General features: G+C 62.7%; 20 protein-coding genes. 7 read left to right on the top strand and 13 right to left on the bottom strand.

Annotation, left to right across the window (positions count from 1 at the left end):
- The first annotated feature begins 6 nt into the window (after window positions 1-6).
- Window positions 7-696 (top strand): extensin-like domain-containing protein, encoded by a 690-nt coding sequence (locus CSV86_RS19235; protein ID WP_009403259.1) that lies wholly within the window; start codon window positions 7-9, stop codon window positions 694-696.
- Here the strand turns inward: CSV86_RS19235 and CSV86_RS19230 are convergent.
- Window positions 693-1313, bottom strand: coding sequence for a hypothetical protein (locus CSV86_RS19230; RefSeq protein ID WP_009403258.1), 621 nt, complete (start codon window positions 1311-1313; stop codon window positions 693-695). The two genes, CSV86_RS19235 and CSV86_RS19230, sit on opposite strands and share 4 nt — an antisense overlap.
- A gap of 90 nt (window positions 1314-1403) precedes the next feature.
- Here CSV86_RS19230 and CSV86_RS19225 point away from each other — a divergent pair, with 90 nt between their 5' ends.
- Window positions 1404-2183, top strand: a complete 780-nt coding sequence (locus CSV86_RS19225; protein WP_009403257.1) for a class I SAM-dependent methyltransferase — start codon at window positions 1404-1406, stop codon at window positions 2181-2183.
- A gap of 138 nt (window positions 2184-2321) precedes the next feature.
- Here the strand turns inward: CSV86_RS19225 and CSV86_RS19220 are convergent, their stop codons facing one another.
- The 4 genes from CSV86_RS19220 to CSV86_RS33480 form a co-directional block, all read right to left on the bottom strand.
- On the bottom strand, window positions 2322-2957 hold the full coding sequence (locus CSV86_RS19220) for a TetR/AcrR family transcriptional regulator (protein WP_009403255.1): 636 nt from the start codon (window positions 2955-2957) through the stop codon (window positions 2322-2324).
- Window positions 2958-3080: 123 nt separating this feature from the next.
- Entirely contained in the window at window positions 3081-3317 is a 237-nt protein-coding gene (locus CSV86_RS19215; protein ID WP_009403253.1) for a hypothetical protein, read from the bottom strand.
- A 207-nt stretch (window positions 3318-3524) separates the two neighbouring features.
- The gene (locus CSV86_RS19210; protein WP_009403252.1) at window positions 3525-3809 is read right to left on the bottom strand and encodes a type II toxin-antitoxin system RelE family toxin; all 285 of its coding nucleotides are present in this window, start codon (window positions 3807-3809) and stop codon (window positions 3525-3527) included.
- Between the two features lie 10 nt (window positions 3810-3819).
- Window positions 3820-4197, bottom strand: coding sequence for a type II toxin-antitoxin system Phd/YefM family antitoxin (locus CSV86_RS33480; protein ID WP_009403250.1), 378 nt, complete (start codon window positions 4195-4197; stop codon window positions 3820-3822).
- 112 nt (window positions 4198-4309) lie between these two features.
- Between CSV86_RS33480 and CSV86_RS19200 the strand changes: the two genes are divergently transcribed.
- Window positions 4310-5410, top strand: a complete 1101-nt coding sequence (locus tag CSV86_RS19200; RefSeq protein WP_009403249.1) for an efflux RND transporter periplasmic adaptor subunit — start codon at window positions 4310-4312, stop codon at window positions 5408-5410.
- 6 nt (window positions 5411-5416) lie between these two features.
- Complete coding sequence (locus tag CSV86_RS19195; RefSeq protein WP_009403248.1) at window positions 5417-8485, top strand: efflux RND transporter permease subunit; 3069 nt, start codon at window positions 5417-5419, stop codon at window positions 8483-8485.
- A 151-nt stretch (window positions 8486-8636) separates the two neighbouring features.
- Here the strand turns inward: CSV86_RS19195 and CSV86_RS19190 are convergent, their stop codons facing one another.
- The 4 genes from CSV86_RS19190 to CSV86_RS19175 all read right to left on the bottom strand — a co-directional run bounded on the left by CSV86_RS19190 (window position 8637) and on the right by CSV86_RS19175 (window position 13030).
- Entirely contained in the window at window positions 8637-9326 is a 690-nt protein-coding gene (locus CSV86_RS19190; RefSeq protein ID WP_009403246.1) for a DUF4197 domain-containing protein, read from the bottom strand.
- Between the two features lie 39 nt (window positions 9327-9365).
- Entirely contained in the window at window positions 9366-9764 is a 399-nt protein-coding gene (locus CSV86_RS19185; RefSeq protein ID WP_009403244.1) for a YbaY family lipoprotein, read from the bottom strand.
- Window positions 9765-9853: 89 nt separating this feature from the next.
- On the bottom strand, window positions 9854-12334 hold the full coding sequence (gene plsB / locus CSV86_RS19180) for a glycerol-3-phosphate 1-O-acyltransferase PlsB (protein ID WP_009403240.1): 2481 nt from the start codon (window positions 12332-12334) through the stop codon (window positions 9854-9856).
- Window positions 12335-12715: 381 nt separating this feature from the next.
- Window positions 12716-13030, bottom strand: a complete 315-nt coding sequence (locus tag CSV86_RS19175; RefSeq protein ID WP_000349485.1) for an ArsR/SmtB family transcription factor — start codon at window positions 13028-13030, stop codon at window positions 12716-12718.
- 141 nt (window positions 13031-13171) lie between these two features.
- Here CSV86_RS19175 and CSV86_RS19170 point away from each other — a divergent pair, with 141 nt between their 5' ends.
- The 3 genes from CSV86_RS19170 to CSV86_RS19160 all read left to right on the top strand — a co-directional run bounded on the left by CSV86_RS19170 (window position 13172) and on the right by CSV86_RS19160 (window position 15756).
- Window positions 13172-14176: a permease gene (locus CSV86_RS19170; protein WP_040363373.1), complete on the top strand. Its 1005-nt coding sequence runs from the start codon at window positions 13172-13174 to the stop codon at window positions 14174-14176.
- A 12-nt stretch (window positions 14177-14188) separates the two neighbouring features.
- Window positions 14189-15466: an ISL3 family transposase gene (locus tag CSV86_RS19165; RefSeq protein WP_000610830.1), complete on the top strand. Its 1278-nt coding sequence runs from the start codon at window positions 14189-14191 to the stop codon at window positions 15464-15466.
- A gap of 80 nt (window positions 15467-15546) precedes the next feature.
- Window positions 15547-15756 carry a cold-shock protein gene (locus tag CSV86_RS19160; RefSeq protein ID WP_009395290.1) on the top strand — a complete coding sequence of 70 codons (210 nt, stop codon included), beginning with the start codon at window positions 15547-15549 and terminating at the stop codon, window positions 15754-15756.
- A gap of 54 nt (window positions 15757-15810) precedes the next feature.
- Here CSV86_RS19160 and CSV86_RS19155 read toward each other — a convergent pair whose 3' ends face one another.
- From CSV86_RS19155 to CSV86_RS19140, 4 genes are all read right to left on the bottom strand, one after another.
- Window positions 15811-16188, bottom strand: a complete 378-nt coding sequence (locus tag CSV86_RS19155) for a hypothetical protein (protein WP_009395289.1) — start codon at window positions 16186-16188, stop codon at window positions 15811-15813.
- A 19-nt stretch (window positions 16189-16207) separates the two neighbouring features.
- Entirely contained in the window at window positions 16208-17020 is an 813-nt protein-coding gene (locus CSV86_RS19150) for a putative RNA methyltransferase (RefSeq protein WP_009395288.1), read from the bottom strand.
- Complete coding sequence (gene dapE, locus CSV86_RS19145) at window positions 17020-18171, bottom strand: succinyl-diaminopimelate desuccinylase (protein WP_009395287.1); 1152 nt, start codon at window positions 18169-18171, stop codon at window positions 17020-17022. The genes CSV86_RS19150 and dapE overlap by 1 nt, the downstream gene beginning before the upstream one ends.
- A gap of 253 nt (window positions 18172-18424) precedes the next feature.
- Window positions 18425-21016, bottom strand: coding sequence for a glycosyltransferase (locus tag CSV86_RS19140; protein ID WP_009395286.1), 2592 nt, complete (start codon window positions 21014-21016; stop codon window positions 18425-18427).
- Window positions 21017-21264: the final 248 nt, after the last annotated feature.

The raw sequence follows: 21264 nt of genomic DNA, 5'->3' as shown, positions 1-21264 counted from the left end.
GTGATCATGCGCCATGGCGCACTGGTGCTGTTGGTGGTGCTGGCCGGCGTGGCGCTGTTCGGCTGGCGACAGGGTTGGCGCCTGCCCGGACAATGGAACCCCTGGGCGCCGCTGGATGTGCGCGAGCCGCCCAACCTCCTGACCTCATGGAAACTGGGCCGCCTGCGCGACGATCCGCAGTTGTGCGCCGAGGTGCTGGCCACGTCCGGCCTGCGTTACAGCCCGCAGGCGAATACCACTGGCGGCAATTGCCCCCTGACCAACGTGGTCCGCGTCCAGGGCGCAGAAGTGAAACTGAGCAGCAGCTTTCTTGCTACCTGCCCGGTAGCCGTAGCCTTCGCCCTGTTCGAGCGGCATGGCCTGCAACCGGCGGCGCAACGGGTTTTCGGGCAGCCGGTGACCCAGGTCGATCATCTGGGCAGCTATGCCTGTCGCAACGTCTACAACCGTGCCGAAGGCCGGCTCAGCCAGCACGCTACGGCCAATGCCCTGGATATTTCCGGGTTTCGCCTGAAGGACGGCCGGCGCATTGAGCTGCAAAAGGACTGGAGCGGCGACGGGCCCAAGGCCCGCTTTCTGCGCGAAGCGCGGGATGCTGCCTGCGAGAGTTTCAACACGGTACTCGGGCCGGACTACAACAGCGCCCATCACAACCACTTTCATCTGGATATGGGGCGTTGGCGGGTCTGCCGTTAGGCGGCGATGCGCACGTTGTTCAGCACGACGGGGCGAGCCCAGTGAATATCGAACTCCAGGTCGTGCTGCTGCTTGGCCAGGGTGGCCTCGTCGAAAGGCTCCGGCGCCGGGTCCAGCAGCTTGCGCTCCAGTTCGGCGATCGGCAGGTGCAGTGGATAAGGCGCCGGTGCCGGGCCCGGCTCGGGAAGCGGATGGCCCTGGCTCATGACCACCGGGCGCACCCAGTTGTTGCTGATGTCGAGTTGGCGCTGCTGCTCGATCAGTTCGGCAGCGCTGAAGGGCGGGGCGGGTTTGTCCAGCAGGTCCAGCTCGAATTCGGCAATCGGCAGGAACAGGGGCTCCGGCGGGGCGATCTCGGTATCGGTGACCTCGCACAGGCGCTGGCTGTGGATCTGCGCCAGGGTCTGGCTGCCGCTGATCGGTTCGCCGGTCTGCACGTCCACTTCTTCGACCGGCAGCGCCTCGCGCACCACGCCTTCTTCCTGCTGCGCAGCCAGGGCACGGGCGAAGAAGTCCGACCACAGGTGGCTGACGCCGCCCAGGGCCTGGGTGTTGTGGCGGCTGTAGTCACCGACGGGTGACAGGTAGCCTGAGGGAAGTTGAAGAATCTCTGACATGGTTGTCGAAGAGCTCTGGCAAAATGGCGCGTACTTTGTGTATCGGCCGCAGGCGCCGATCTTTAACTTTTTTTGGGCAGGAAGGTGAGCGTGGAGCAGCAGGTCGAAGGCGGGATCCGGGTCGAGGCACTGGACGCCGGGTATCAGGCGCAGGCCGAGCAATGGGCGGCGCGCCTGGGGCTGCCACTGGACGATGCCGAGGCGGCGTTCGCCGTGCAGGTGGGCGCGGACGGCCTGCAGATCCAGCAGCTCGGGCCGCAGGCACCGGGGCCGGTGCGGGTCGACTTTCTTGAGGGCGGCGCGGCCCATCGGCGCCTGTATGGCGGCGGTGCGGGGCAGATGATCGCCAAGGCGGTCGGTATCGCCCAGGGCGTACGCCCCCATGTGCTGGACGCCACGGCCGGGCTTGGCAAGGACGCCTTCGTGCTCGCCACGCTCGGCTGCCGGATGCAACTGATCGAGCGCCAGCCGCTGGTGGCGGCACTGCTCGAGGATGGTCTGGCGCGGGCTGCCGGGGATGCAGAGGTCGGCCCGATCGTGGCGCGCATGGAGCTGTTGCATGGCAACTCCATCGAGCGCATGCGCAACTGGCAAGGCGAGCCGCCACAGGTGATCTACCTCGACCCGATGTTCCCTCACCGCGACAAGAGCGCCTTGGTGAAAAAGGAAATGCGCGTGTTCCGGCCGCTGGTGGGGGACGACCTTGATGCCCCGGCCCTGCTCGAAGCCGCGCTGGCCCTGGCGACCCACCGGGTCGTGGTCAAGCGCCCGCGCAAAGCGCCGATCATCGAGGGCACGAAGCCGAGCCATAGCCTGGAGGGCAAATCCAGTCGCTATGACATCTATCCGAAAAAGGCGCTCAAACCCTGATCTGACTTGATTTGGCAGACCCCACAAATCCCTGTGGGAGCTGGCTTGCCAGCGATTGGGCCCAACCTGACAACATCTTTGTCAGTGCCGGCCTCATCGCTGGCAAGCCAGCTCCCACAGGGGGTTGCGGTGCCTGGGCTAGACGCGATAAGCCCGCAGAAACAGCTCCACCACCTCCCGCACATGCGCCTCGGCCTCTTCAGCCTCCAGCGGCCCGGCACACCCGAGCAGCAGCCTGAAATTCGCCCCGCCCTTGAGCAGGCAGAAAAAATGCTCCGCCGCCGAAGCCGGATTGGCAATCCGCAGCATGCCGCGTTCGTCCGCCAGCCTCAGCAGTGCCTCGGTTTCGCGCAGCACCCGTGCCGGTCCCGCCTCGAAGAACATCTGCCCAAGCTTCGGATCCTGTGGTCCCTGAGTGATGATCAGGCGATGCAGCTTCACCGAATGATCGCTGTTGATCAGCACCTGGAACCCGCGGCCGATCTTCATCAGTACCTGCTCCAGCGGCACACCTTCGGGCAGCTCGAAGATCAGCCCCGGCAACTGCGCCTGGCAGGTGGCGATGATGGCCTCGGCGAACAGGTTTTCCTTGTCATTGAAGTGGCTGTAGACCGTGAGTTTCGACACACCTGCCGCTGTCGCGACCGCATCCATGCTGGTGCTGGCATAACCATTGGCGAGGAACAGGTCCTTGGCGGCCTCGAGGATGGCCTGGCGCTTGGCCAGATCCTTGGGCCGTCCTGGGCCGCTGGATACGGTGGGATCTTGGGACATGGGTCACTTTTGCAGGGATTGAAGCGAGGAATAGTACAACGCGGGCGAGGCGGGGTCAGGTCAGGTTGTCGAATTGCTGCAATCGCGACGGCCATGAGGCTGTCGAACCGTCGCGATTGGCGGTTATACCACCACGTCCAGCGTTGCCGCCGAGACCTTCAGCAAGGCACGGGTGATCTGCATCTGCAGGATGGCCGCGTTGATCCGCTCCTGTTGGTCAGTGCAGGCATGTGCGGCGATTTCGTGGGCGATGTTCATGGCGCTGTCGATGTGCTGCTGCGCTAGCTGGATGGATTGTTCGTGAGAGATGCCGGCGCGTATGCACAGGACGGGAGGTGGGTCGGGGACGAGTTTCTTCATGGTGTATCTCTATGGCCGTTGATCGGGATTTGCCAAGTCCGCTGTCAAACGGAGGGTGGCAACTGTGCGCGGGTTGACAGACCAGGGGCCATAGAAAGCCTGGCGCACCCGAAGGTGCCCACACGCACAGCTGCCATAGCAACCTGGCTTTACGACCTCGGATGCCTGCCAAAGCGCAGTCTGGACTTCTGCCTGAGCGCGGCGGGATCAGATACGCCGAGTGGCGCTGATATAGACCTCATCATCGCGGCGGGCCCCCACGCAGAGGACCAGCACGATCTCGGTGCCATTGATCCTGTAGACGACCCTGACATCCCCGGTCCTGATACGTCGGTAACCGGTAAGCGCGCCACGCAGCGGTTTGCCGATCTTATCCGGCTCTCCCTCGGCAATGCGCTCGCGGATCACCACCAGTACCCTCTGGGCCTCGACCTTTCCCAACTGCTTGAGATCCCGCTCGACTTCAGGGTGAAACCGTACACGCCACTTCATGGGTCGCTGCCTATTTGAAGCGAGCCTCCATGTCCTCGAGGCTCACCGTTTTCTCTTCATCCAGGGTGGACAGGCGATCGATGGCGAGCCGCTCGGCGCGAAGGTCTTCGAGTTCGTCCTGAAGCGCTTGAAAGGACTTGACTCCAATCAATACCGCAGCGGGCTCGTTGTCCTTGAAAATCACCAAGTGGGAGTGCTTCCCGCTGGTAACCTCCTTCAGTTTGGCGCTGAAGCTTCGAACCATCGCGGTAGCAGACACCGCCTGCTCGGCCCGGTCAAGAAGTGCACTCATGTCATTTGCCTCAATATGTTTGCAGAGGATGGCCGCACTGAGCGCGACACACATGAGTTGGAGTATATGCAATGTAATGCGTAAAACAATGCGCATTTATTGATCTATCCAGACCAAAAAATCCACCTTCCCCGCCGCAACCCGCTGATTTAATATACCCGCCAGTATAAATATTCGAAGCGCCCCTCCTCGCGAAAGGTCATCACTCATGTTGCGTCATGCCTTGCCCCTCGCTCTGCCTGCCCTCCTGGCCGCGCTGTTGTCCGCTTGCGGGCAGGAAGCCGCGGCACCCACCGTTATCCGTCCCGCCATGGTGGTGCAGCCGCAGCCGGCTTCGGCCGCGGTGGACAGCTATCCCGGCGAGGTGCGCGCGCGCTTCGAGCCGGAGCTGGCGTTCCGGATCGGCGGCAAGGTGAGCAAGCGCCTGGTGGAGGAGGGGCAGCGGGTCAAGGCGGATCAGCCGCTGGCCGAACTGGATCCGCAGGACGTGCGCCTGCAACTGGAAGCGACCCGCGCCCAAGTCGCCGCGGCCGAGGCCAACCTGAACCTGGTGCAGGCCGAGCGCGATCGCTACAAGAGGCTGCTGGAGCGGCAGATGGTCAGCCAGTCGCAGTACGACAATGCGGAGAACCTCTATCGCGCCGGCCTAGCCCGGGTGAAGCAGATGCGCGCCGAGTTCGATGTGGCCGGCAACCAGGCCGGCTACTCGGTGCTGCGCGCGTCCCAGGACGGGGTCGTGTCCAAGCGCCAGGTGGAAGTCGGCCAGGTGGTGGCCGCCGGGCAGACCGCGTTCACCCTCGCCGCCGATGGCGAGCGCGAAGTGCTGATCAGCCTGCCGGAGCAGAACTTCGGCCGTTTCAGCGTGGGCCAGCCGGTGACCGTGGAATTGTGGTCGCAACCTGGGCAGCGCTTCGACGGCCGTATCCGCGAGCTGTCGCCGGCCGCCGATCCGCGTTCGCGCACCTTCGCCGCGCGCATCGCCTTCAATACCGGCAAGGTTCCCGCCGAGCTGGGTCAGAGCGCCCGGGTGTTCATCCAGCATACCGAGCAGATTCCGCTGGCGGTGCCGTTGTCGGCGCTGAGTGCGGAGAATGGCCAGACCTACGTCTGGCGTGTCGATGCCAACAGTACCTTGCAGCGCGTGCCAGTGCGGGTCGGCGCCTACGGCCAGGATAGCGTTCCGGTGCTCGAAGGCCTCAGCGCCAGCGACTGGGTGGTGGCTGCCGGCGGCCATGTGTTGCATGAGGGCGAGCGGATACGACCGGTGGACCGGTCCAATCGTACGGTGAATCTGGCGGCCAAGGAGTAAGTCCCGATGGGTTTCAACCTTTCCGCCTGGGCCCTGCGCAATCGGCAGATCGTACTGTTCCTGATGATTCTTCTCGCCCTCGTCGGGGCGCTGTCCTATACCAAGCTCGGACAGAGCGAGGACCCACCCTTCACGTTCAAGGCGATGGTCATCCGCACCCTGTGGCCTGGCGCCAGCGCCGAGGAGGTCTCGCGCCAGGTCACCGAACGCATCGAAAAGAAGCTGATGGAAACCGGCGAGTACGAAAAGATCGTGTCGTTCTCGCGGCCCGGCGAATCCCAGGTGACCTTCATGGCGCGGGATTCCATGCATTCGGCGGATATTCCCGAGCTCTGGTACCAGATCCGCAAGAAGGTCGCGGATATCCGCCATACCTTGCCTCCAGGCATCCAGGGCCCGTTCTTCAACGACGAGTTCGGCACCACCTTCGGCAATATCTACGCGCTGACCGGGCAGGGCTTCGACTACGCCGTGCTCAAGGATTACGCCGACCGCGTGCAGATCCAGCTGCAACGGGTCAAGGACGTGGGCAAGGTCGAGTTGCTCGGCCTGCAGGACGAGAAAATCTGGATCGAGCTGTCCAACACCAAGCTGTCCACCCTTGGCCTGCCGCTGGCTGCGGTGCAGCAAGCGCTGGAAGAGCAGAACGCGGTGAGCACCGCCGGCTTCTTCGAGACCCCGAGCGAGCGCCTGCAATTGCGGGTGACCGGGCGTTTCGACAGCGTCGAGCAGATCGAGCAGTTCCCGATCCGCGTGGGTGAGCGCACCTTCCGCATCGGCGATGTGGCCCAGGTCCATCGCGGCTTCAACGATCCGCCTGCGCCGCGCATGCGCTTCATGGGCGAGGATGCCATCGGCCTGGCGGTTTCGATGAAGCCCGGCGGCGACATCCTCGTGCTGGGCAAGGCCCTGGAGGTGGAGTTCGCCCGGATTTCCACCAACCTCCCGGCGGGCATGGAGTTGCGCAAGGTGTCCGATCAGCCGGCGGCGGTGAAGACCGGCGTGGGCGAGTTCGTCCAGGTGCTGGTGGAAGCACTGGCGATCGTCCTGCTGGTGAGCTTCTTCTCCCTTGGCATGCGTACCGGGCTGGTGGTGGCACTGGCCATTCCGCTGGTGCTGGCGATGACCTTCGCCACCATGTATTACCTGGGCATCGGCCTGCACAAGATATCCCTCGGCGCCCTGGTGCTGGCCCTCGGCCTGCTGGTGGACGACGCGATCATCGCCGTGGAGATGATGGCGATCAAGATGGAGCAGGGCTTCGACCGGCTCAAGGCGGCCAGCTACGCCTGGACCAGCACGGCGTTCCCGATGCTCACCGGCACTCTGATCACGGCGGCGGGTTTTCTGCCTATCGCGACGGCGCAGTCCGGCACGGGCGAATACACCCGCTCGATCTTCCAGGTGGTGACTATCGCCCTGCTCGCGTCGTGGATCGCGGCGGTAGTGTTCGTTCCCTACCTGGGCGAGCGCCTGCTGCCGGACCTGGCCAGGCTGCATGCGAAGAAACACGGCACCACCAACGGCGAGACCGACCCCTACGGCACGCCGTTCTACCAGCGTGTGCGCCGGGTAGTGAGCTGGTGCGTGAGCCGGCGCAAGACGGTGATCGTGCTGACCATCGCCTTGTTCGTCGGCAGCGTGATGAGCTTCCGTTTCGTCGAGCAGCAATTCTTCCCGGCCTCCGGGCGCCTGGAGCTGATGGTCGATCTGAAGCTGGCCGAGGGGGCTTCCCTGAGCAATACCGCCGAACAGGTCAAGCGCCTGGAGGCCATGCTCAAGAAGCGCGAAGGCATCGATAGCTACGTGGCCTACGTCGGCACCGGTTCGCCGCGCTTCTACCTGCCGCTGGACCAGCAATTGCCGGCTGCCAGCTTCGCCCAGTTCGTGGTGCTGGCGAAAACCATCGAGGACCGCGAGGCCCTGCGCACCTGGCTGATCGAAACCCTCAACGAACAGTTCCCCGATCTGCGCTCGCGGGTCACCCGCCTGGAAAACGGCCCGCCGGTGGGCTACCCGGTGCAGTTCCGGGTGACCGGCGAGCATATCGAGGAAGTCCGCGCCCTGGCCCGCAAGGTGGCGGCCAGGGTGCGCGAGAACCCGCACGTGGCCAACGTCCATCTGGACTGGGAAGAGCCGAGCAAGGTGGTCTACCTGAATATCGACCAGGACCGGGCCCGGGCCCTGGGCGTCAGTACCGCCGCGCTGTCGCGCTTCCTGCAGAGCTCCCTGACCGGCAGCAGTGTCAGCCAGTACCGCGAGGACAACGAGCTGATCGAGATCCTGCTGCGCGGGACCCAGGAAGAGCGTACCCAGCTTGAGCATCTGTCGAGCCTGTCGGTGCCCACCGACAATGGTCGCAGCATCGCATTGTCCCAGGTGGCGACCCTGGAATACGGCTTCGAGGAAGGCATCATCTGGCACCGCAACCGCCTGCCGACCGTGACCGTGCGCGCCGATATCTACGGCAAGGACCAGCCGGCGACCCTGGTCAAGCAGATCCTGCCGACACTGGAGCCGGTGCGGGCCGAACTGCCCGATGGTTACCTGCTGGAGGTCGGCGGGACGGTGGAGGATTCGACCCGCGGGCAGAACTCGGTGAACGCCGGGGTGCCGCTGTTCGTCGTAGTGGTGCTCACCCTGCTGATGTTGCAACTGCGCAGCTTCTCGCGGACCGCCATGGTGTTCCTCACCGCGCCGCTGGGGCTGATCGGCGTGGTGCTGTTCCTGATGGTGTTCCGCCAGCCGTTCGGCTTCGTGGCGATGCTCGGAACCATCGCCCTGTCGGGGATGATCATGCGCAACTCGGTGATCCTCGTGGACCAGATCGAGCAGGACATCGCGGCGGGGCTGGGACGCTGGCAAGCGATCATCGAAGCCACGGTGCGGCGTTTCCGGCCCATCGTGCTGACCGCGCTGGCGGCAGTGCTGGCGATGATCCCGCTGTCGCGCAGCGTGTTCTTCGGGCCGATGGCGGTGGCCATCATGGGCGGGCTGATCGTGGCGACGGCCTTGACCCTGCTGTTCCTGCCGGCGTTGTATGCGGCGTGGTTCAGGGTCAAGAGAGAGGAGTGAAAACGACGCGGACCCTGTGGGAGCTGGCTTGTCGGATCGCCGCACCGCAGCGATAGGGCCCTCAAGGGCAAGGATGTTGTCTGTTCTGGCCTCATCGCTGGCAAGCCAGCTCCCACAGGTTTTTGTGTTCAGCCTTTGAAGCGAGGGCAGGTTACAGGGCCCCGAAGACCTTCTTCGCCAGGCTGGTTGCCGCTGCCGCCGGGTTTTCGCGGATACTGGCTTCCTGCTTGCCGATCATCTCGAACAGGCCGTTGAGTGCTTGCTCGGTGACATAACCTTCCAGGTTCGCGCTCTTGGCGTCCACTACGCCAAAGGCTGCGGCCTGGCCTGCGAACTGATTGTACTTTTTCGCCACGCCAACCTTGTCGGTCGCGTTCTTCACGATCGGCAGGAATTTCTCGCGGATCTGCTCGCGGCTGGTCTTGCTCAGGTATTGGGTGGCGGCATTGTCACCACCGCCGAGAATGGCTTTGGCATCGTCCACGGTCATCTTCTTCACTGCATCCAGCAACAGTGCCTGGGCCTGCGGAACCGCTGCTTCGGCGGCCTTGTTCATACTGGTTTCCAGCTCTTCCACCTGCGCGCCCATGCCGAACTGCTTGAGCTTTTTCGCTGCCTTGCCGAGGTTGCCCGGCAACTCGATGCGCACGTCCGGGTTGTTGCTGAAACCACCCGGGGTGCCAAGCTGCTTGACGGCGATCTGTGCGCCCTGGCTCAGGGCGTCCTTAAGGCCCCCGGAGGCGTCTTTCTGCGACAGGTCGCTCAAGGAGAGGGCCATGGCGCTGGCGGACAGCAACAGGCCGGCGCACAGGCCGGTAAAGGTGAGGCTACGGCGAATCATGACGACATCCTTATTGGAGAAAGCGGGGAATACGGAATATCAGCGGACCGCATCGACCTTGATCCGCAGCGGCTGCGGATCACTGCCGTCGAGCTTGACGCTGTGCTGCTCGGTGTTGATGAACAGCAGCTTGCCGTCCAGCTCGATACGCGCACTGACCGCGTAGCGATGGCCGGGCTTGAGCTGGGCCTTGTCGTAGGACAGTTGGAAGGGCAGTGGCACCTGGCCCTTGACCGGGCCGTTCTGGCTGGCAAGGGTGACCGCCGGGGCGTCGGCCAGGGAAATATCCTGCAAGGCTACATTAAGGGTGGCCGTCGGTGGCAGGGCAATGCGTTGCAGGTAGAACACTTCGCCATGCAGCGAAGCCTTTTCGACAGGGGCGTGGCTGGAGCAGGCCGCGACCAGCGAGGCGCAGCACAGCAGAAAGAGTTTTTTCATGGGGTCTCCGATCCTGGATACCGGCTTGTGGCCGGCACCCAGGACTTTAGCGGATTTTTCGGTAGTCGACTTCCCGCGATGCCGTGGGATTATTCGCCGCTGCTGGCTTCATCGCGGTGCAGGGCCACCTGGCGGATCGACAGGCGCACCTCTGCCGACAGCACGCGCTTGGCCGCGCCTTCGGCCAGTTCGCCGAGCTTGTCGTGGAAGCCCAACTTGCCGGCTTCGTCCGGGCGCAGCACGCCCTGCTCGACCAGGGTCTGGATAAAGTGGCGGAACAGGCTCTTGTCGAAGAACTCCGGGGCGTTCAGGCCATGCAGGATCGACAGGCGCTGGGCCATGACCACGCACAGGTCCTCCAGCTCCTCGGCACTGAGGCTGTGCTGGCCGCTGTTGAGCAGCAGCGCGGTGGCCATGTAGAAGCGCTGCAGGGTCTGGGTGATGGCCCGGGCCAGCAGCGTCAGCAGGACGAATTGTCGCGAGCTGGGTGGCGGACGCAGGTAAACGTCGTTCTCCTTGCGCAGCAGACCTTGGTCGATGAAGGCGGCCAGCCACTGGTCGACCACGTCGTCCAGTTCATCCAGCTCCCAACGGATGAACAGCTCCGATTGCAGATACGGATACAGCGCGCGGACGTATTGCAGGATCAGTTCGCGGCTCATCCGCGAGCTGATCTGGAAGAAGCTCGCCAGCAGCGCCGGCAGGGCGAAGATGTGCAGGACATTGTTGCGGTAGTAGGTCATCAGGACGGCGTTCTGCTCGTCCAGGTAGAGGATCCGGCCCAGCGCGTCGCGCTGTTCGGCCAGCAGGTCCATGCCGCGGACATGACCGATCAGCGCCAGGCCGTCGCCTTCCGGCAGGGTGGTGTGGGGCGAATAGGGCACCTGGCGCAACAACGCCAGGTAAAGATCGAGCACCCGGGTCAGGGCCCGTTCGTCCAGGGCCAGGCGGCTGGTAGAGAGCAGGGCCAGGGCCACCAGGTTGACCGGATTGATCGCCGCCGCTTCGTTCAGGTGACGGGCCACTTTCTCGCCCAGGCGCGAGGTGGTTTCGTTCAGCCAGGCCGGACGGAATTGCGGCGCCAGTTGCTGTTCGCGCCAACCGGGTTGCTGCTGGTCGAGGAACTGGTTGAGGCGGATCGGTTCGCCGAAATTCACCGAGACCTGGCCGAACCGCTGCTTGAGCGCGCCAAGTACCTTGAAGATGTCGAAGATCGATTCCTTCTTCTTGCTTGCCCCGCGCAGTTCGCCAAGGTAGGTGCGGCCTTCCAGCACCCGCTCGTAACCGATGTATACCGGGACGAAGACGATCGGCGTACGCGACGAACGCAGGAAGCTGCGCAGGGTGATGGCCAGCATGCCGGTCTTGGGTTGCAGCATGCGTCCTGTACGCGAGCGGCCACCCTCGACGAAGTACTCCACCGGGAAGCCCTTGGTGAACAGGGTGTGCAGGTACTCGTTGAACACTGCGGTGTACAACGGGTTGCCCTTGAAGGTGCGGCGCATGAAGAAGGCACCGCCGCGGCGCAGCAGGCCGCCGATCACCGGCATGTTCAGGTTGATGCCGGCAGCGATGTGCGGCGGGGTCAGGCCGTTGCGGAACAGCAGGTAGGACAGCAGCAGGTAGTCGATATGGCTGCGGTGGCACGGCACGTAGATCACCTCGTGACCCGGGGCGATGCCCTGCACCTGCTCGATATGGTTGACCTTGATACCGTCGTAGATCTTGTTCCAGAACCAGCTCAGCACCACCTCGAGGAAGCGGATCGCGGTGTAGGTGTAATCCGAGGCGATTTCGTTGCCGTACTTCAGCGCCGTGGCTTCGGCCCTGGCCACCGGGATCTTCTCGCGCTCGGCTTCGTCGAGGATCGCCTGGCGCACCAGCGGGTCATGGACCAGGCCCTTGACCAGGTTGCGCCGGTGGGAGATGTCCGGGCCGATCACGGCCGTCTTCAGGTTGCGGAAGTGCACCCGCAGCAGGCGCTGGGCCATGCGTACGGTGCGTTCGTGGCCCTTGTTGTGATCGACCAGCTCGCGCAGGTGGATCGGTGCGGAGAACTGCACGCGGGTCTTGCGCCCGAGAATCAGCACGGTCAGCAACCGGCGCAGGCGTCCGGTGACGGCCCAGCTATCGGCGAACAGCAGTTTCCACGGGCTCGATTCGCTGGCCGGGGTCTGGCCCCAGAACACGCTGACCGGAATGATCTGCGCGTCCTGTTCGGGCTGCTGGCTGACTGCACTGACCAGCCGGCCGAGGGTCGGCGGGGCACCGCGCTTGTACTGGCGGCCGAGCCAGTCCGGCTCCGGGGTCAGGTAGAAGAACGCGGCGGGCTCCATCAGGCTGCCGACGGCCACGGGCAATACCGGGCGCGGCAGCCCTGCTTTGGTGCATTCCTTGTCCAGTACGGCCAGGTCGGTCAGCGACGGCGACTGGATGGCATAGAACACCGGACGGCTGCGGTCCAGGTTGAGGGTGAAAGCGGACTGGTTGATGGTCTCGGAGCGAACCCACAGGTACAACAGTCGGCGCAGTGCGCCGAAGATCAGGCGGCGCAGGGGGGAATGGATCATGTGGAGTGTGCTCTGGAAAATGGAACGGTCGTGCAGACAGGCGGGCAAGTGTGACGTATCCGCGCAAGTTGAGCAAAAACCGCCCTGGTCATGAAAAATAATTTATCGCTGTCTTATACTCGGTCCGCTGTTTGCAGGAATATTCGGCAAGCGGCGTAGGCAGGGGTTCCCACCCCCGTCGACAAGGCGAGTCCAAAATAAAAATGGGTATCCGGAATTTCTGGTTGATAAAATGCCAAAGATGTAAAGAAGAAAATCTTTCTCAGCGGATTATCTGATTGATCCTCTTCAGCCTACTCTACTGCCAATTTTCTGTTTCCACCTTCGCCTGAGTCTTCATAGCGATGCTGACTAGGGAGGACAGCGAGAGCTGGGCAAGCGTCAAAGCGGTTCTGGTTCATGCGCAATCCGGACACCTGCACAACATTCCTCTTGTAAGAAACCGATCAAATTCTCTAGGTGCCCATACTCGGGTATACAGACAATCGTGCGGCTATGTTTCTCCTGCCGGATCAGCCCTACCTTGGCCATGCGCGCAAGGTGATGTGATAGCGTCGAAGCAGGAATACCCAGCCCCTTCTGGATATCTCCGACCGAAGCCCCATCATGGCCAGCTTTGACCAGAAAGCGGAACACGGACAGTCGGTGACTATTCCCTAGCTCAGCTAAGCTGGCTGCAACCTTTTCGTGATCCATAGCACGCCCCAATAATTCGATGTTTCTAGAATTATAGTTGACAGGTCGGATAAACGCAAGTAGGCTGCGTACATCATTTCGACAATACTAGAAATATAGGAGTAATATTGAATGTCATCTCAACTCCAAGACGCTCTAGGCATGTTCGCCTTTCTCGCTATCGAGCTATCGGTTTTATTCATTGGCATTAGCTTGCTGGTCGGAGTTCTTCAACGTCACATCCCACCATCCAAGGTGGAAGCGTTACTGACTTCCAGTGGGAAGCGAGGCTATTTTCTTGCTGCTGGTTTAGGAGCTATAACGCCCTTCTGTAGTTGCTCGACTATCCCCATGTTGAAAGGGTTGATTCGGGCACGGGCCGGTTTTGGGCCGATGATGGTGTTTCTTTTCTCATCTCCGTTGCTGAATCCTATCGTCGTCGGCCTGCTGGTTGCCACGTTTGGATGGACACTTACTGCTATCTATGTGCTCGCCGCTTTGGTGGTCGCGGTAGGTGCCGGATGGCTGCTTCACACGCTTGGCTTCGAGCGTTATGTGCGCCGGACGGCGACACAAGAGAGCAGTGGATGTAGTTCATCAGCAAGCCCGTGCAGTGCTACATCGACCGCATCGAGTTGCGGCACCAACAGCTGCGACACCACTCCGAAGACGGCTTCTTGCGGGGCTGATAGGAAGACAACAGTCTCTACGTCTAGCGAATGCTGTGACAGTCAACCCACTGTCACGGTTAAGAAAGAAGGGAAGTACAGTGGTGTGTGGCGGGAAGCTTGGTCGGACTTTATCGATGTGTTGCCTTACCTGCTCATCGGTATTGCGATTGGCAGCGTGATCTATGGTTTCATGCCCACTGACTTATTGGAGCAGTATGCAGGCCCAGATAATCCCTTTGCCATTCCAGTTGCCGCTGTCATCGGCGTGCCGTTGTATATTCGCGCTGAAGCCGTCATACCTCTGGCAGCGGCTCTGATGGCCAAAGGCGTGGGTGCCGGGACGGTGCTAGCGTTGATCATCGGCAGTGCCGGAGCCAGCCTGACTGAGCTCATTCTGTTGCGCTCTTTGTTCACGCTGAAGCTTTTAGCGGCGTTTTTAGCAGTCATTTTTGCTATGGCGATGATTGCCGGTTACGCCACCTACCTGTTTTTCTGATCAAGGCGGGAGATGATTAATTCGTTAAGCCTTCCTGGGTACCAGTTGGTGGATTCTGATGAGCAGAATGAAGACATACATTTTCGGCTTGAAGCACCTACACCAGTAGCCTGCGAGGGGTGCGGCGTGCAGGGTGAGTTCGTGCGGTTCGGCAAGCGTGACGTTCCCTATCGTGATCTGCCCATCCACGGCAAGCGGGTCACTCTCTGGGTGGTCCGCCGCCGATACACCTGCCGGGCCTGCAAGACAACATTCAGGCCCCAGCTACCGGAGATGGTGGACGGATTCCGTATGACACTGCGGCTGCATGAGTACGTGGAGAAGGAATCCTTCAACCACCCCTACACCTTTGTGGCGGCACAGACCGGCCTGGACGAGAAGACGGTGCGCGACATCTTCAACGCCCGCGCCGAGTTCCTGGGGCGCTGGCACCGCTTCGAGACGCCCCGCATCCTGGGCATTGACGAGCTATACCTGAACAAGCGCTACCGCTGCATTCTGACCAACATTGAGGAGCGAACCCTGCTCGACCTGCTGGCCACCCGCCGCCAGGACGTGGTGACCAACTACCTGATGAAGCTGAAAGACCGGCAGAAGGTCGAGATCGTCAGCATGGACATGTGGAACCCCTACCGGGCAGCGGTCAAGGCTGTGCTGCCCCAGGCCCGTATCGTGGTCGATAAGTTCCATGTGGTGCGCATGGCCAACGATGCCCTAGAGAGAGTGCGCAAGGGCCTCAGAAAGGAGCTGAAACCGTCCCAGAGCCGGACTCTCAAGGGAGACCGGAAAATCCTGCTGAAACGCGCTCACGAAGTCTCAGACCGGGAGCGCCTCATCATGGAGACCTGGACAGGCGCGTTCCCGCAACTGCTGGCCGCCTACGAGCACAAGGAGCGCTTCTACGGCATCTGGGACGCCACCACACGGCTCCAGGCAGAAGCCGCCCTGGACGAGTGGATAGCCACCATCCCGAAGGGCCAAAAGGAAGTCTGGAGCGATCTGGTCAGGGCAGTGGGAAACTGGCGCGAAGAGACCATGACCTACTTCGAGACGGACATGCCCGTCACCAACGCTTACACGGAGTCCATCAACCGACTGGCCAAGGACAAGAACCGTGAAGGGCGCGGTTACTCCTTCGAGGTGATGCGGGCACGAATGCTCTACACCACGAAGCACAAGAAGAAGGCACCGACTGCGAAGGTCTCTCCTTTCTACAAGAAAACCATCGGTTACGGACTGCCGGACTTCGCAGAGGAACTCAACTACGGAGTCGATCTATCAACCATCTGATAATGGTATCAGGTTGGTGGGGTAAAGGTGCCCCATCAACCATTAAATCCGTATACCCATAAAAATCCGGAGTGTTACTGATGTCGTCTCGTGAGACTGGAAGTGTGAAGTGGTTCAATGACGCCAAGGGCTATGGCTTCATTCAACGTGAAGGCGGGGCGGACGTTTTCGTTCACTACCGTGCGATTCGGGGTGAAGGGCATCGCACGCTGCTCGAAGGGCAGCAGGTCGAGTACAGCCTGACCCAAGGCCAGAAAGGCCTTCAGGCCGAGGATGTGGTCGGACTGTAAGGTTTCAGCCACAAGCTGCAAGCTGACCGCGCCAGGCTTGCAGCTTGCAGTCCCTCAACTGGTGCGCCAGGTGATTTCCTCTTCTCCATCGGCACTGATGCGGATCCAGCGATCGGCGTCGTCCTCGCCTTCTTCCTCGACCCAGCTTCCAGGTGCGCAGCGTACTTCGACGTTCAATGCGGCGAAGGCAGCGCGAGCACAGGCTATGTCGTCTTCCCACGGCGTGTTGTCACTTTCCAGGTAAAGACTGTTCCATTTTCCTACGGCCTTGGGCAGCCAGGTAACAGGAATGTCACCGGCAGTGCATTTGAAGGTCTGGCCTTTTTGCTTCCATTCGCTGCACGGACCAACGGCCTCGGTCAGCCAGGCAGTGATCTGCTTGTGGTCGACGTCGGCGTCCTTCAGGTAGATCTCGATATCGGGTTGGCGCATGGGATTCTCCGGAAAGGGGTCAGTCCTGCAGGACAAAATAGTCGTAACGCATCGACACCGTGACGTCGAACGGCTCCGCCTGGTCGATGACCGCCGCGCGTCGTTCGGCGCTGGCGCGCCAGCCGTGGGGCGTCATCGCCAGCAGGTTGGCGCGGTCGGCGGGATTGGCCAGGCTCAGGCGGAACTCGAGGGTTTCGCTGTGGGCATGGGCCATGTCCGCCGGGACCAGGGCCAGGTGCTTGTCGTCGGCATATTCGCGAACTTCGTCGTAAAGCTTCTGGCGCAGTTCCATCAGGTGGCCGCTGGTGGGGCCGACCCGCATCAGCCCGCCACCGGGACCGAGCAGGCGGCGCGCCTCCTGCCAGTCGAGCGGGCTGAAGACGCTGGCGATGAACTGGCAACTGGCGTCGGCCAGCGGAACCCGTGCCATGCTCGCTACCAGCCAGGTCACTCGCGGGCTGCGCTTGCAGGCTCGCTTGACGGCCTCGCGGGAAATGTCCAGCGCGTAGCCTTCCGAGGTCGGCAGGGCTTCGGCGAGTTGCGCGGTGTAGTAACCCTCGCCGCAACCGATGTCGACCCAGCGCCCCGGATTGCGCTCGGCTGCCAGCTCGGCCAGGCGCCTGGCTACCGGCGCGTAATGGCCTGCGTCGAGAAAGTCGCGCCTGGCCTGGACCATGGCCTGGTTGTCGCCGGGATCGCGGCTGTTCTTGTGCTGCACCGGCAGCAGGTTCAGGTAGCCCTGGCGGGCCCGGTCGAAACGGTGGCCGGCAGGGCAGCCGACACCGTTGTCGAGGTCGCGCAGTGGCTCGCGGCAGAGTGGGCAGGTGAGCATCAGGCGAGCAACCGGACCAGGGTCTGGTAGTAGATCTCGGTCAGTACGTCGAGATCACTGGCGAGGATGCGCTCGTTGACCTGGTGGATGGTGGCGTTGACCGGACCCAGCTCGACCACCTGGGTCCCCAGGGTGGCGATGAAGCGTCCGTCCGAGGTTCCGCCGCTGGTGGAGGCCTCGGTTTCGCGCCCGGTGACCGCCTTGATGCTGGCCGACACGGCGTCGAGCAGGTCGCCCGGCTCGGTGAGGAACGGCAGGCCGGACAATGCCCATTCCACGTCCCAGTCCAGCTGGTGCTTGTCGAGGATCGCCGAGACGCGCTGCTGCAGCCCTTCGACGGTCGATTCCGTGGAGAAGCGGAAGTTGAACAGCGCGGTCAGTTCGCCCGGGACCACGTTGGTGGCGCCGGTTCCGGAGTTCAGGTTGGAGATCTGGAAGCTGGTCGGCGGGAAGAACGCGTTGCCTTCGTCCCAGTGCTCGGCGGCGAGCTCCGCCAGGGCCGGGGCGGCCAGGTGGATCGGGTTGCGGGCCAGGTGCGGGTAGGCCACATGGCCTTGCTTGCCGCGCACGGTGAGCTTGGCGCCAAGGGAGCCGCGACGGCCGTTCTTGACCACGTCGCCGACCAGGGTGGTGCTCGACGGTTCGCCGACGATGCACCAGTCCAGGCGCTCGCCACGCTCGCGCAGGCGCTCGACCACAGCCTTGGTGCCATGATGGGCCGGGCCTTCTTCATCGCTGGTGATCAGGTAGGCGACTTTGCCGCGGTGGTTCGGGTAGTCGGCGACGAAGCGCTCGGTGGCGACGATCATCGCGGCCAGGCTGCCCTTCATGTCAGCGGCGCCACGCCCGCAAAGCATGCCGTCGGCATCGACCAGCGCCTCGAACGGATCGTTCTGCCAGGCCTGCACCGGGCCGGTGGGGACCACGTCGGTATGGCCGGCGAAGCACAGCACCGGGCCGTCCTGGGTACCGTGGGTGGCCCAGAAGTTATCCACGTCCTCGATGCGCATCGGCTCTAGGGTGAAACCCGCGTCGCCCAGGCGCTGCATCATCTGTTTCTGGCAATCGAAGTCGAGCGGGGTCACCGAGGGCCGGCGGATCAGGTCGCAGGCCAGTTCGAGGGTAGGCGAGAGTTCGGCGGGGGCCGTCATGAAGGACTCCGGGTGCAAGGCAGGGGTACGATTTTGGGGCGTTATCTTATAGCAAAAGCGCGCTGGCAGGACGCCGGATCGCTGCTGTTTGTCTGGGAAAGAAAGGTAGTGGCAGGGACTGCACCGCACCTGTGGGAGCTGCGGTTCGGCGCCCCGACTTGCCAGCGATGAGGCCGGCACTGACGATGATGTTGTCAGATCTGGCCTCATCGCTGGCAAGCCAGCTCCCACAGGGTGCGGTGCAGTGCTTGAGTCAGGCGGCGGGAGCCTGCTCCACGGCCTCGGCCGGCTTGGGCAGCGACGACAGCATTGCCATCACCAGCGCCGCGACATACGGCAGCGACTGCACCAGCAGCATCGCCACCCAGAAGCGCATGTCATTGCTCGGCAGGCCCTGGACCAGGTAGATCCCGGCGGCCGCGCCCCATAGCAAGAGCATGATGAACAGTTCTTCGCGCGCCTCGGAGAGGGCCACCAGCAAACCATGGCTGTCGGCATTCTTCGGCGTGCGGAAGAACGGAATGCTGCTGGTGAAGAACCCGTACAGCACCGCCTTGGCGATGGTGTGGGACAACGCCAGCCCGGCCAGCGCTGCGGCGAAGGCGTCCTTGAGGTTGACCCCGACCGCGCGGCGGTAGAGGAACACGATCTTGCCCACCTTGAACACGAACAGTGCCAGCGGCGGGATGGCGAAGATCAGCAGCGGTGGATCGACCCGTTGCGGGACGATGATCATCGCCGCCGACCAGAGCAGCGCGCCGATGGTGAAGAAGATGTTCATGCCGTCGGCGATCCATGGCAGCCAGCCGGCCAGGAAGTGGTAGCGCTGGCCGCGGGTCAGCTCGGTGTCCTTGCCGCGCAGCAACGCGGCGGCGTGGCGCTTGATGATCTGGATGGCGCCATAGGCCCAGCGGAACCGCTGTTTCTTGAAGTCGATGAAGGTGTCCGGCATCAGCCCCTTGCCGTAGCTGTTGTGGGCATAGGCGGCCGAATAACCTTTTTCGAACACGCGCAGGCCCAGCTCGGCGTCCTCGCAGATGCACCAGTCGGCCCAGCCCAGTTCTTCCAGGACCGAGCGGCGGGTCATGGTCATGGTGCCGTGCTGGATGATCGCGTCGCGGTCGTTGCGGGTGACCATGCCGATATGGAAAAAGCCCTTGTATTCCGAATAGCAGAGCTTCTTGAAGGTACTTTCGTTCTGGTCGCGGTAGTCCTGTGGCGATTGCACCACGGCGATCTTCGGATCGGCGAAATGCGGGACCATGTGCTTGAGCCAGTTGCGGTCGACGCAGTAGTCCGAGTCGATCACCGCGATCACTTCGGCATCCGGCGCGGTATGCGGGATCAAGTAGTTCAGCGCACCGCCCTTGAAGCCGGCCAGCGGCGAAACGTGGAAGAACTTGAAGCGCTCGCCGAGCAGTTCGCAGTGGGCCTTGATCGGCTCCCAGACGGCCGGGTCCTTGGTGTTGTTGTCGATGATCAGGACTTCGTAGTCCGGATAATCCAGCGCGGCCAGGGCATTCAGCGTCTGTTTGACCATCTCCGGCGGCTCGTTGTAGCACGGCACATGCACCGAGACTTTCGGCCTGTAGGCTTCGTCGGCATGCACCGGGAGGAATTCGCGGCGGCGCTTGTGGGTCCAGACCGCCTCGGCCAGTTCGTGGGCCTCGGTCAGCAGGACGATGAACACCCCGAGTGCACCGAGGGCAAGCAGGAAGCCCACGGTCAGGCTGAACCAGGTGCTGTATTGCTGGCTGTAGTCATAGCCGATCCACACCAGCACCGATCCGCAGAGGAACGCGATAAAGGTCAGGAAGGTGCGGCCGCGCTGGCGCAGGGCCGAGCCGTCGATCAGCAGCAGGGTCAGGGAGAGCAGGGCAAGGACCACCGAGCCCACCGCCAGCACCCGCCATTGCGGGATCGCCACCACTGGCCCTTCGAAGTTGAATTTCTGCTGGCGGGCGGCGTTGAACACGCCCCAGTAGGCGCCCACCGAGCCTTCGTCACTGGCTTTCCACGGCTGGTCGTAGGCTTCGATGACGAAGTAGTTGTAGCCCTGGCGGTTGAGCTTGTTGACCAGGGTACGCAGGTAGATGGCCTGGTCTGCCTGGGTCGCGTCGGCGCCGCCGCGCATGCGCCCGTTGCTCGGCCAGCCGACTTCGGACAGCAGCAGCGGCTTGCGCGGGAACAGATGTTTCAGGTCGCGGGCGCGGTCGAGGACGAACTGCCCGGCGTCCTTCATCGGGATGAATTCCCAGTACGGCAGGATGTGCGCGGCGATCAGGTCGACGTGCTTGGCCAGCTCGGGGTGCTCCTTCCAGATGTGCCACTGCTCGGAGGTGGTTACCGGCACCTTCACCGCAGCGCGCACCCGGTCCAGGTACTTGATCAGTTCCTCGGGCGTGATCTCCTCGCGGAACAGCGCTTCGTTACCCACCATCACCCGCACCACGCTGCGGGTGGTATTGGCCAGTTCGATGGCCTTCTGGATTTCCCGCTCGTTGCGCTCCTGGTCGGGGCTGATCCACACGCCCAGGGTCACACGCAGGCCGAACTCCTCGGCCAGGCGCGGAATCTCCGCCTGGGTGCCTTCGACGGTGTAGATCCGGATGCTGTCGGTCAGCTTGCTCATTTGCTCGAGGTCTTCGCGCATCTCCGCCTCGGTGGGGTATAGGCCCTTTTGCGGGCTTTCACCAAGACGGAACGGCGAATAGGAGAAACCGGAGATCTGTTCCGGCCAGTTCGGCGCGGATACCGGGCGGTTGATCAACGCCCAGAACCCGGTGAATAGCGCGGCGATCGCCATGACGATCACCAGGTTGATACCAAATTTACGCGATGACATAAGTAGTTCTGGTTCCGGAGAGTGGAACGGGCCGGCGCGGGAAGCGCGGATCCAGGGCAGCGTCGGGTCAGTTCTTGTAGGAATTTCGACCGGGCAGCCATTGGATTTTCTTCAGAAGGCTAAGTTCTCAAACCCGTTGGTGTCGTCCAAGACTTTTTGCAGCGTAGGACATTTCGGCGGACATTAAAGCAGCATTGCCGTCCCTCATGCCAATGCGCGGGCTGTCCGAAGGCGCTGTCATTGCCATC

It is taken from the genome of Pseudomonas bharatica CSV86, assembly GCF_000319305.2.
In the GTDB taxonomy this organism is placed as follows: domain Bacteria; phylum Pseudomonadota; class Gammaproteobacteria; order Pseudomonadales; family Pseudomonadaceae; genus Aquipseudomonas; species Aquipseudomonas bharatica.
This window is presented reverse-complemented; position numbering and strand designations above follow the sequence as displayed.

What these genes read in the sequence shown, in the direction of transcription:
- CSV86_RS19190 (WP_009403246.1), bottom strand. Translation starts at nt 9,326, where the DNA reads ATGATTCGCCGTAGCCTCACCTTTACCGGCCTGTGCGCCGGCCTGTTG.
- CSV86_RS19140 (WP_009395286.1), bottom strand. Translation starts at nt 21,016, where the DNA reads ATGTCATCGCGTAAATTTGGTATCAACCTGGTGATCGTCATGGCGATC.
- CSV86_RS19195 (WP_009403248.1), top strand. Translation starts at nt 5,417, where the DNA reads ATGGGTTTCAACCTTTCCGCCTGGGCCCTGCGCAATCGGCAGATCGTA.
- CSV86_RS19230 (WP_009403258.1), bottom strand. Translation starts at nt 1,313, where the DNA reads ATGTCAGAGATTCTTCAACTTCCCTCAGGCTACCTGTCACCCGTCGGT.
- CSV86_RS19150 (WP_009395288.1), bottom strand. Translation starts at nt 17,020, where the DNA reads ATGCTCACCTGCCCACTCTGCCGCGAGCCACTGCGCGACCTCGACAAC.
- CSV86_RS19210 (WP_009403252.1), bottom strand. Translation starts at nt 3,809, where the DNA reads ATGAAGTGGCGTGTACGGTTTCACCCTGAAGTCGAGCGGGATCTCAAG.
- CSV86_RS19160 (WP_009395290.1), top strand. Translation starts at nt 15,547, where the DNA reads ATGTCGTCTCGTGAGACTGGAAGTGTGAAGTGGTTCAATGACGCCAAG.
- CSV86_RS19200 (WP_009403249.1), top strand. Translation starts at nt 4,310, where the DNA reads ATGTTGCGTCATGCCTTGCCCCTCGCTCTGCCTGCCCTCCTGGCCGCG.
- CSV86_RS19155 (WP_009395289.1), bottom strand. Translation starts at nt 16,188, where the DNA reads ATGCGCCAACCCGATATCGAGATCTACCTGAAGGACGCCGACGTCGAC.
- CSV86_RS19175 (WP_000349485.1), bottom strand. Translation starts at nt 13,030, where the DNA reads ATGGATCACGAAAAGGTTGCAGCCAGCTTAGCTGAGCTAGGGAATAGT.
- CSV86_RS19185 (WP_009403244.1), bottom strand. Translation starts at nt 9,764, where the DNA reads ATGAAAAAACTCTTTCTGCTGTGCTGCGCCTCGCTGGTCGCGGCCTGC.
- CSV86_RS19165 (WP_000610830.1), top strand. Translation starts at nt 14,189, where the DNA reads ATGATTAATTCGTTAAGCCTTCCTGGGTACCAGTTGGTGGATTCTGAT.
- CSV86_RS33480 (WP_009403250.1), bottom strand. Translation starts at nt 4,197, where the DNA reads ATGCGCATTGTTTTACGCATTACATTGCATATACTCCAACTCATGTGT.
- CSV86_RS19220 (WP_009403255.1), bottom strand. Translation starts at nt 2,957, where the DNA reads ATGTCCCAAGATCCCACCGTATCCAGCGGCCCAGGACGGCCCAAGGAT.
- CSV86_RS19235 (WP_009403259.1), top strand. Translation starts at nt 7, where the DNA reads ATGCGCCATGGCGCACTGGTGCTGTTGGTGGTGCTGGCCGGCGTGGCG.
- CSV86_RS19215 (WP_009403253.1), bottom strand. Translation starts at nt 3,317, where the DNA reads ATGAAGAAACTCGTCCCCGACCCACCTCCCGTCCTGTGCATACGCGCC.
- plsB (WP_009403240.1), bottom strand. Translation starts at nt 12,334, where the DNA reads ATGATCCATTCCCCCCTGCGCCGCCTGATCTTCGGCGCACTGCGCCGA.
- CSV86_RS19170 (WP_040363373.1), top strand. Translation starts at nt 13,172, where the DNA reads ATGTTCGCCTTTCTCGCTATCGAGCTATCGGTTTTATTCATTGGCATT.
- dapE (WP_009395287.1), bottom strand. Translation starts at nt 18,171, where the DNA reads ATGACGGCCCCCGCCGAACTCTCGCCTACCCTCGAACTGGCCTGCGAC.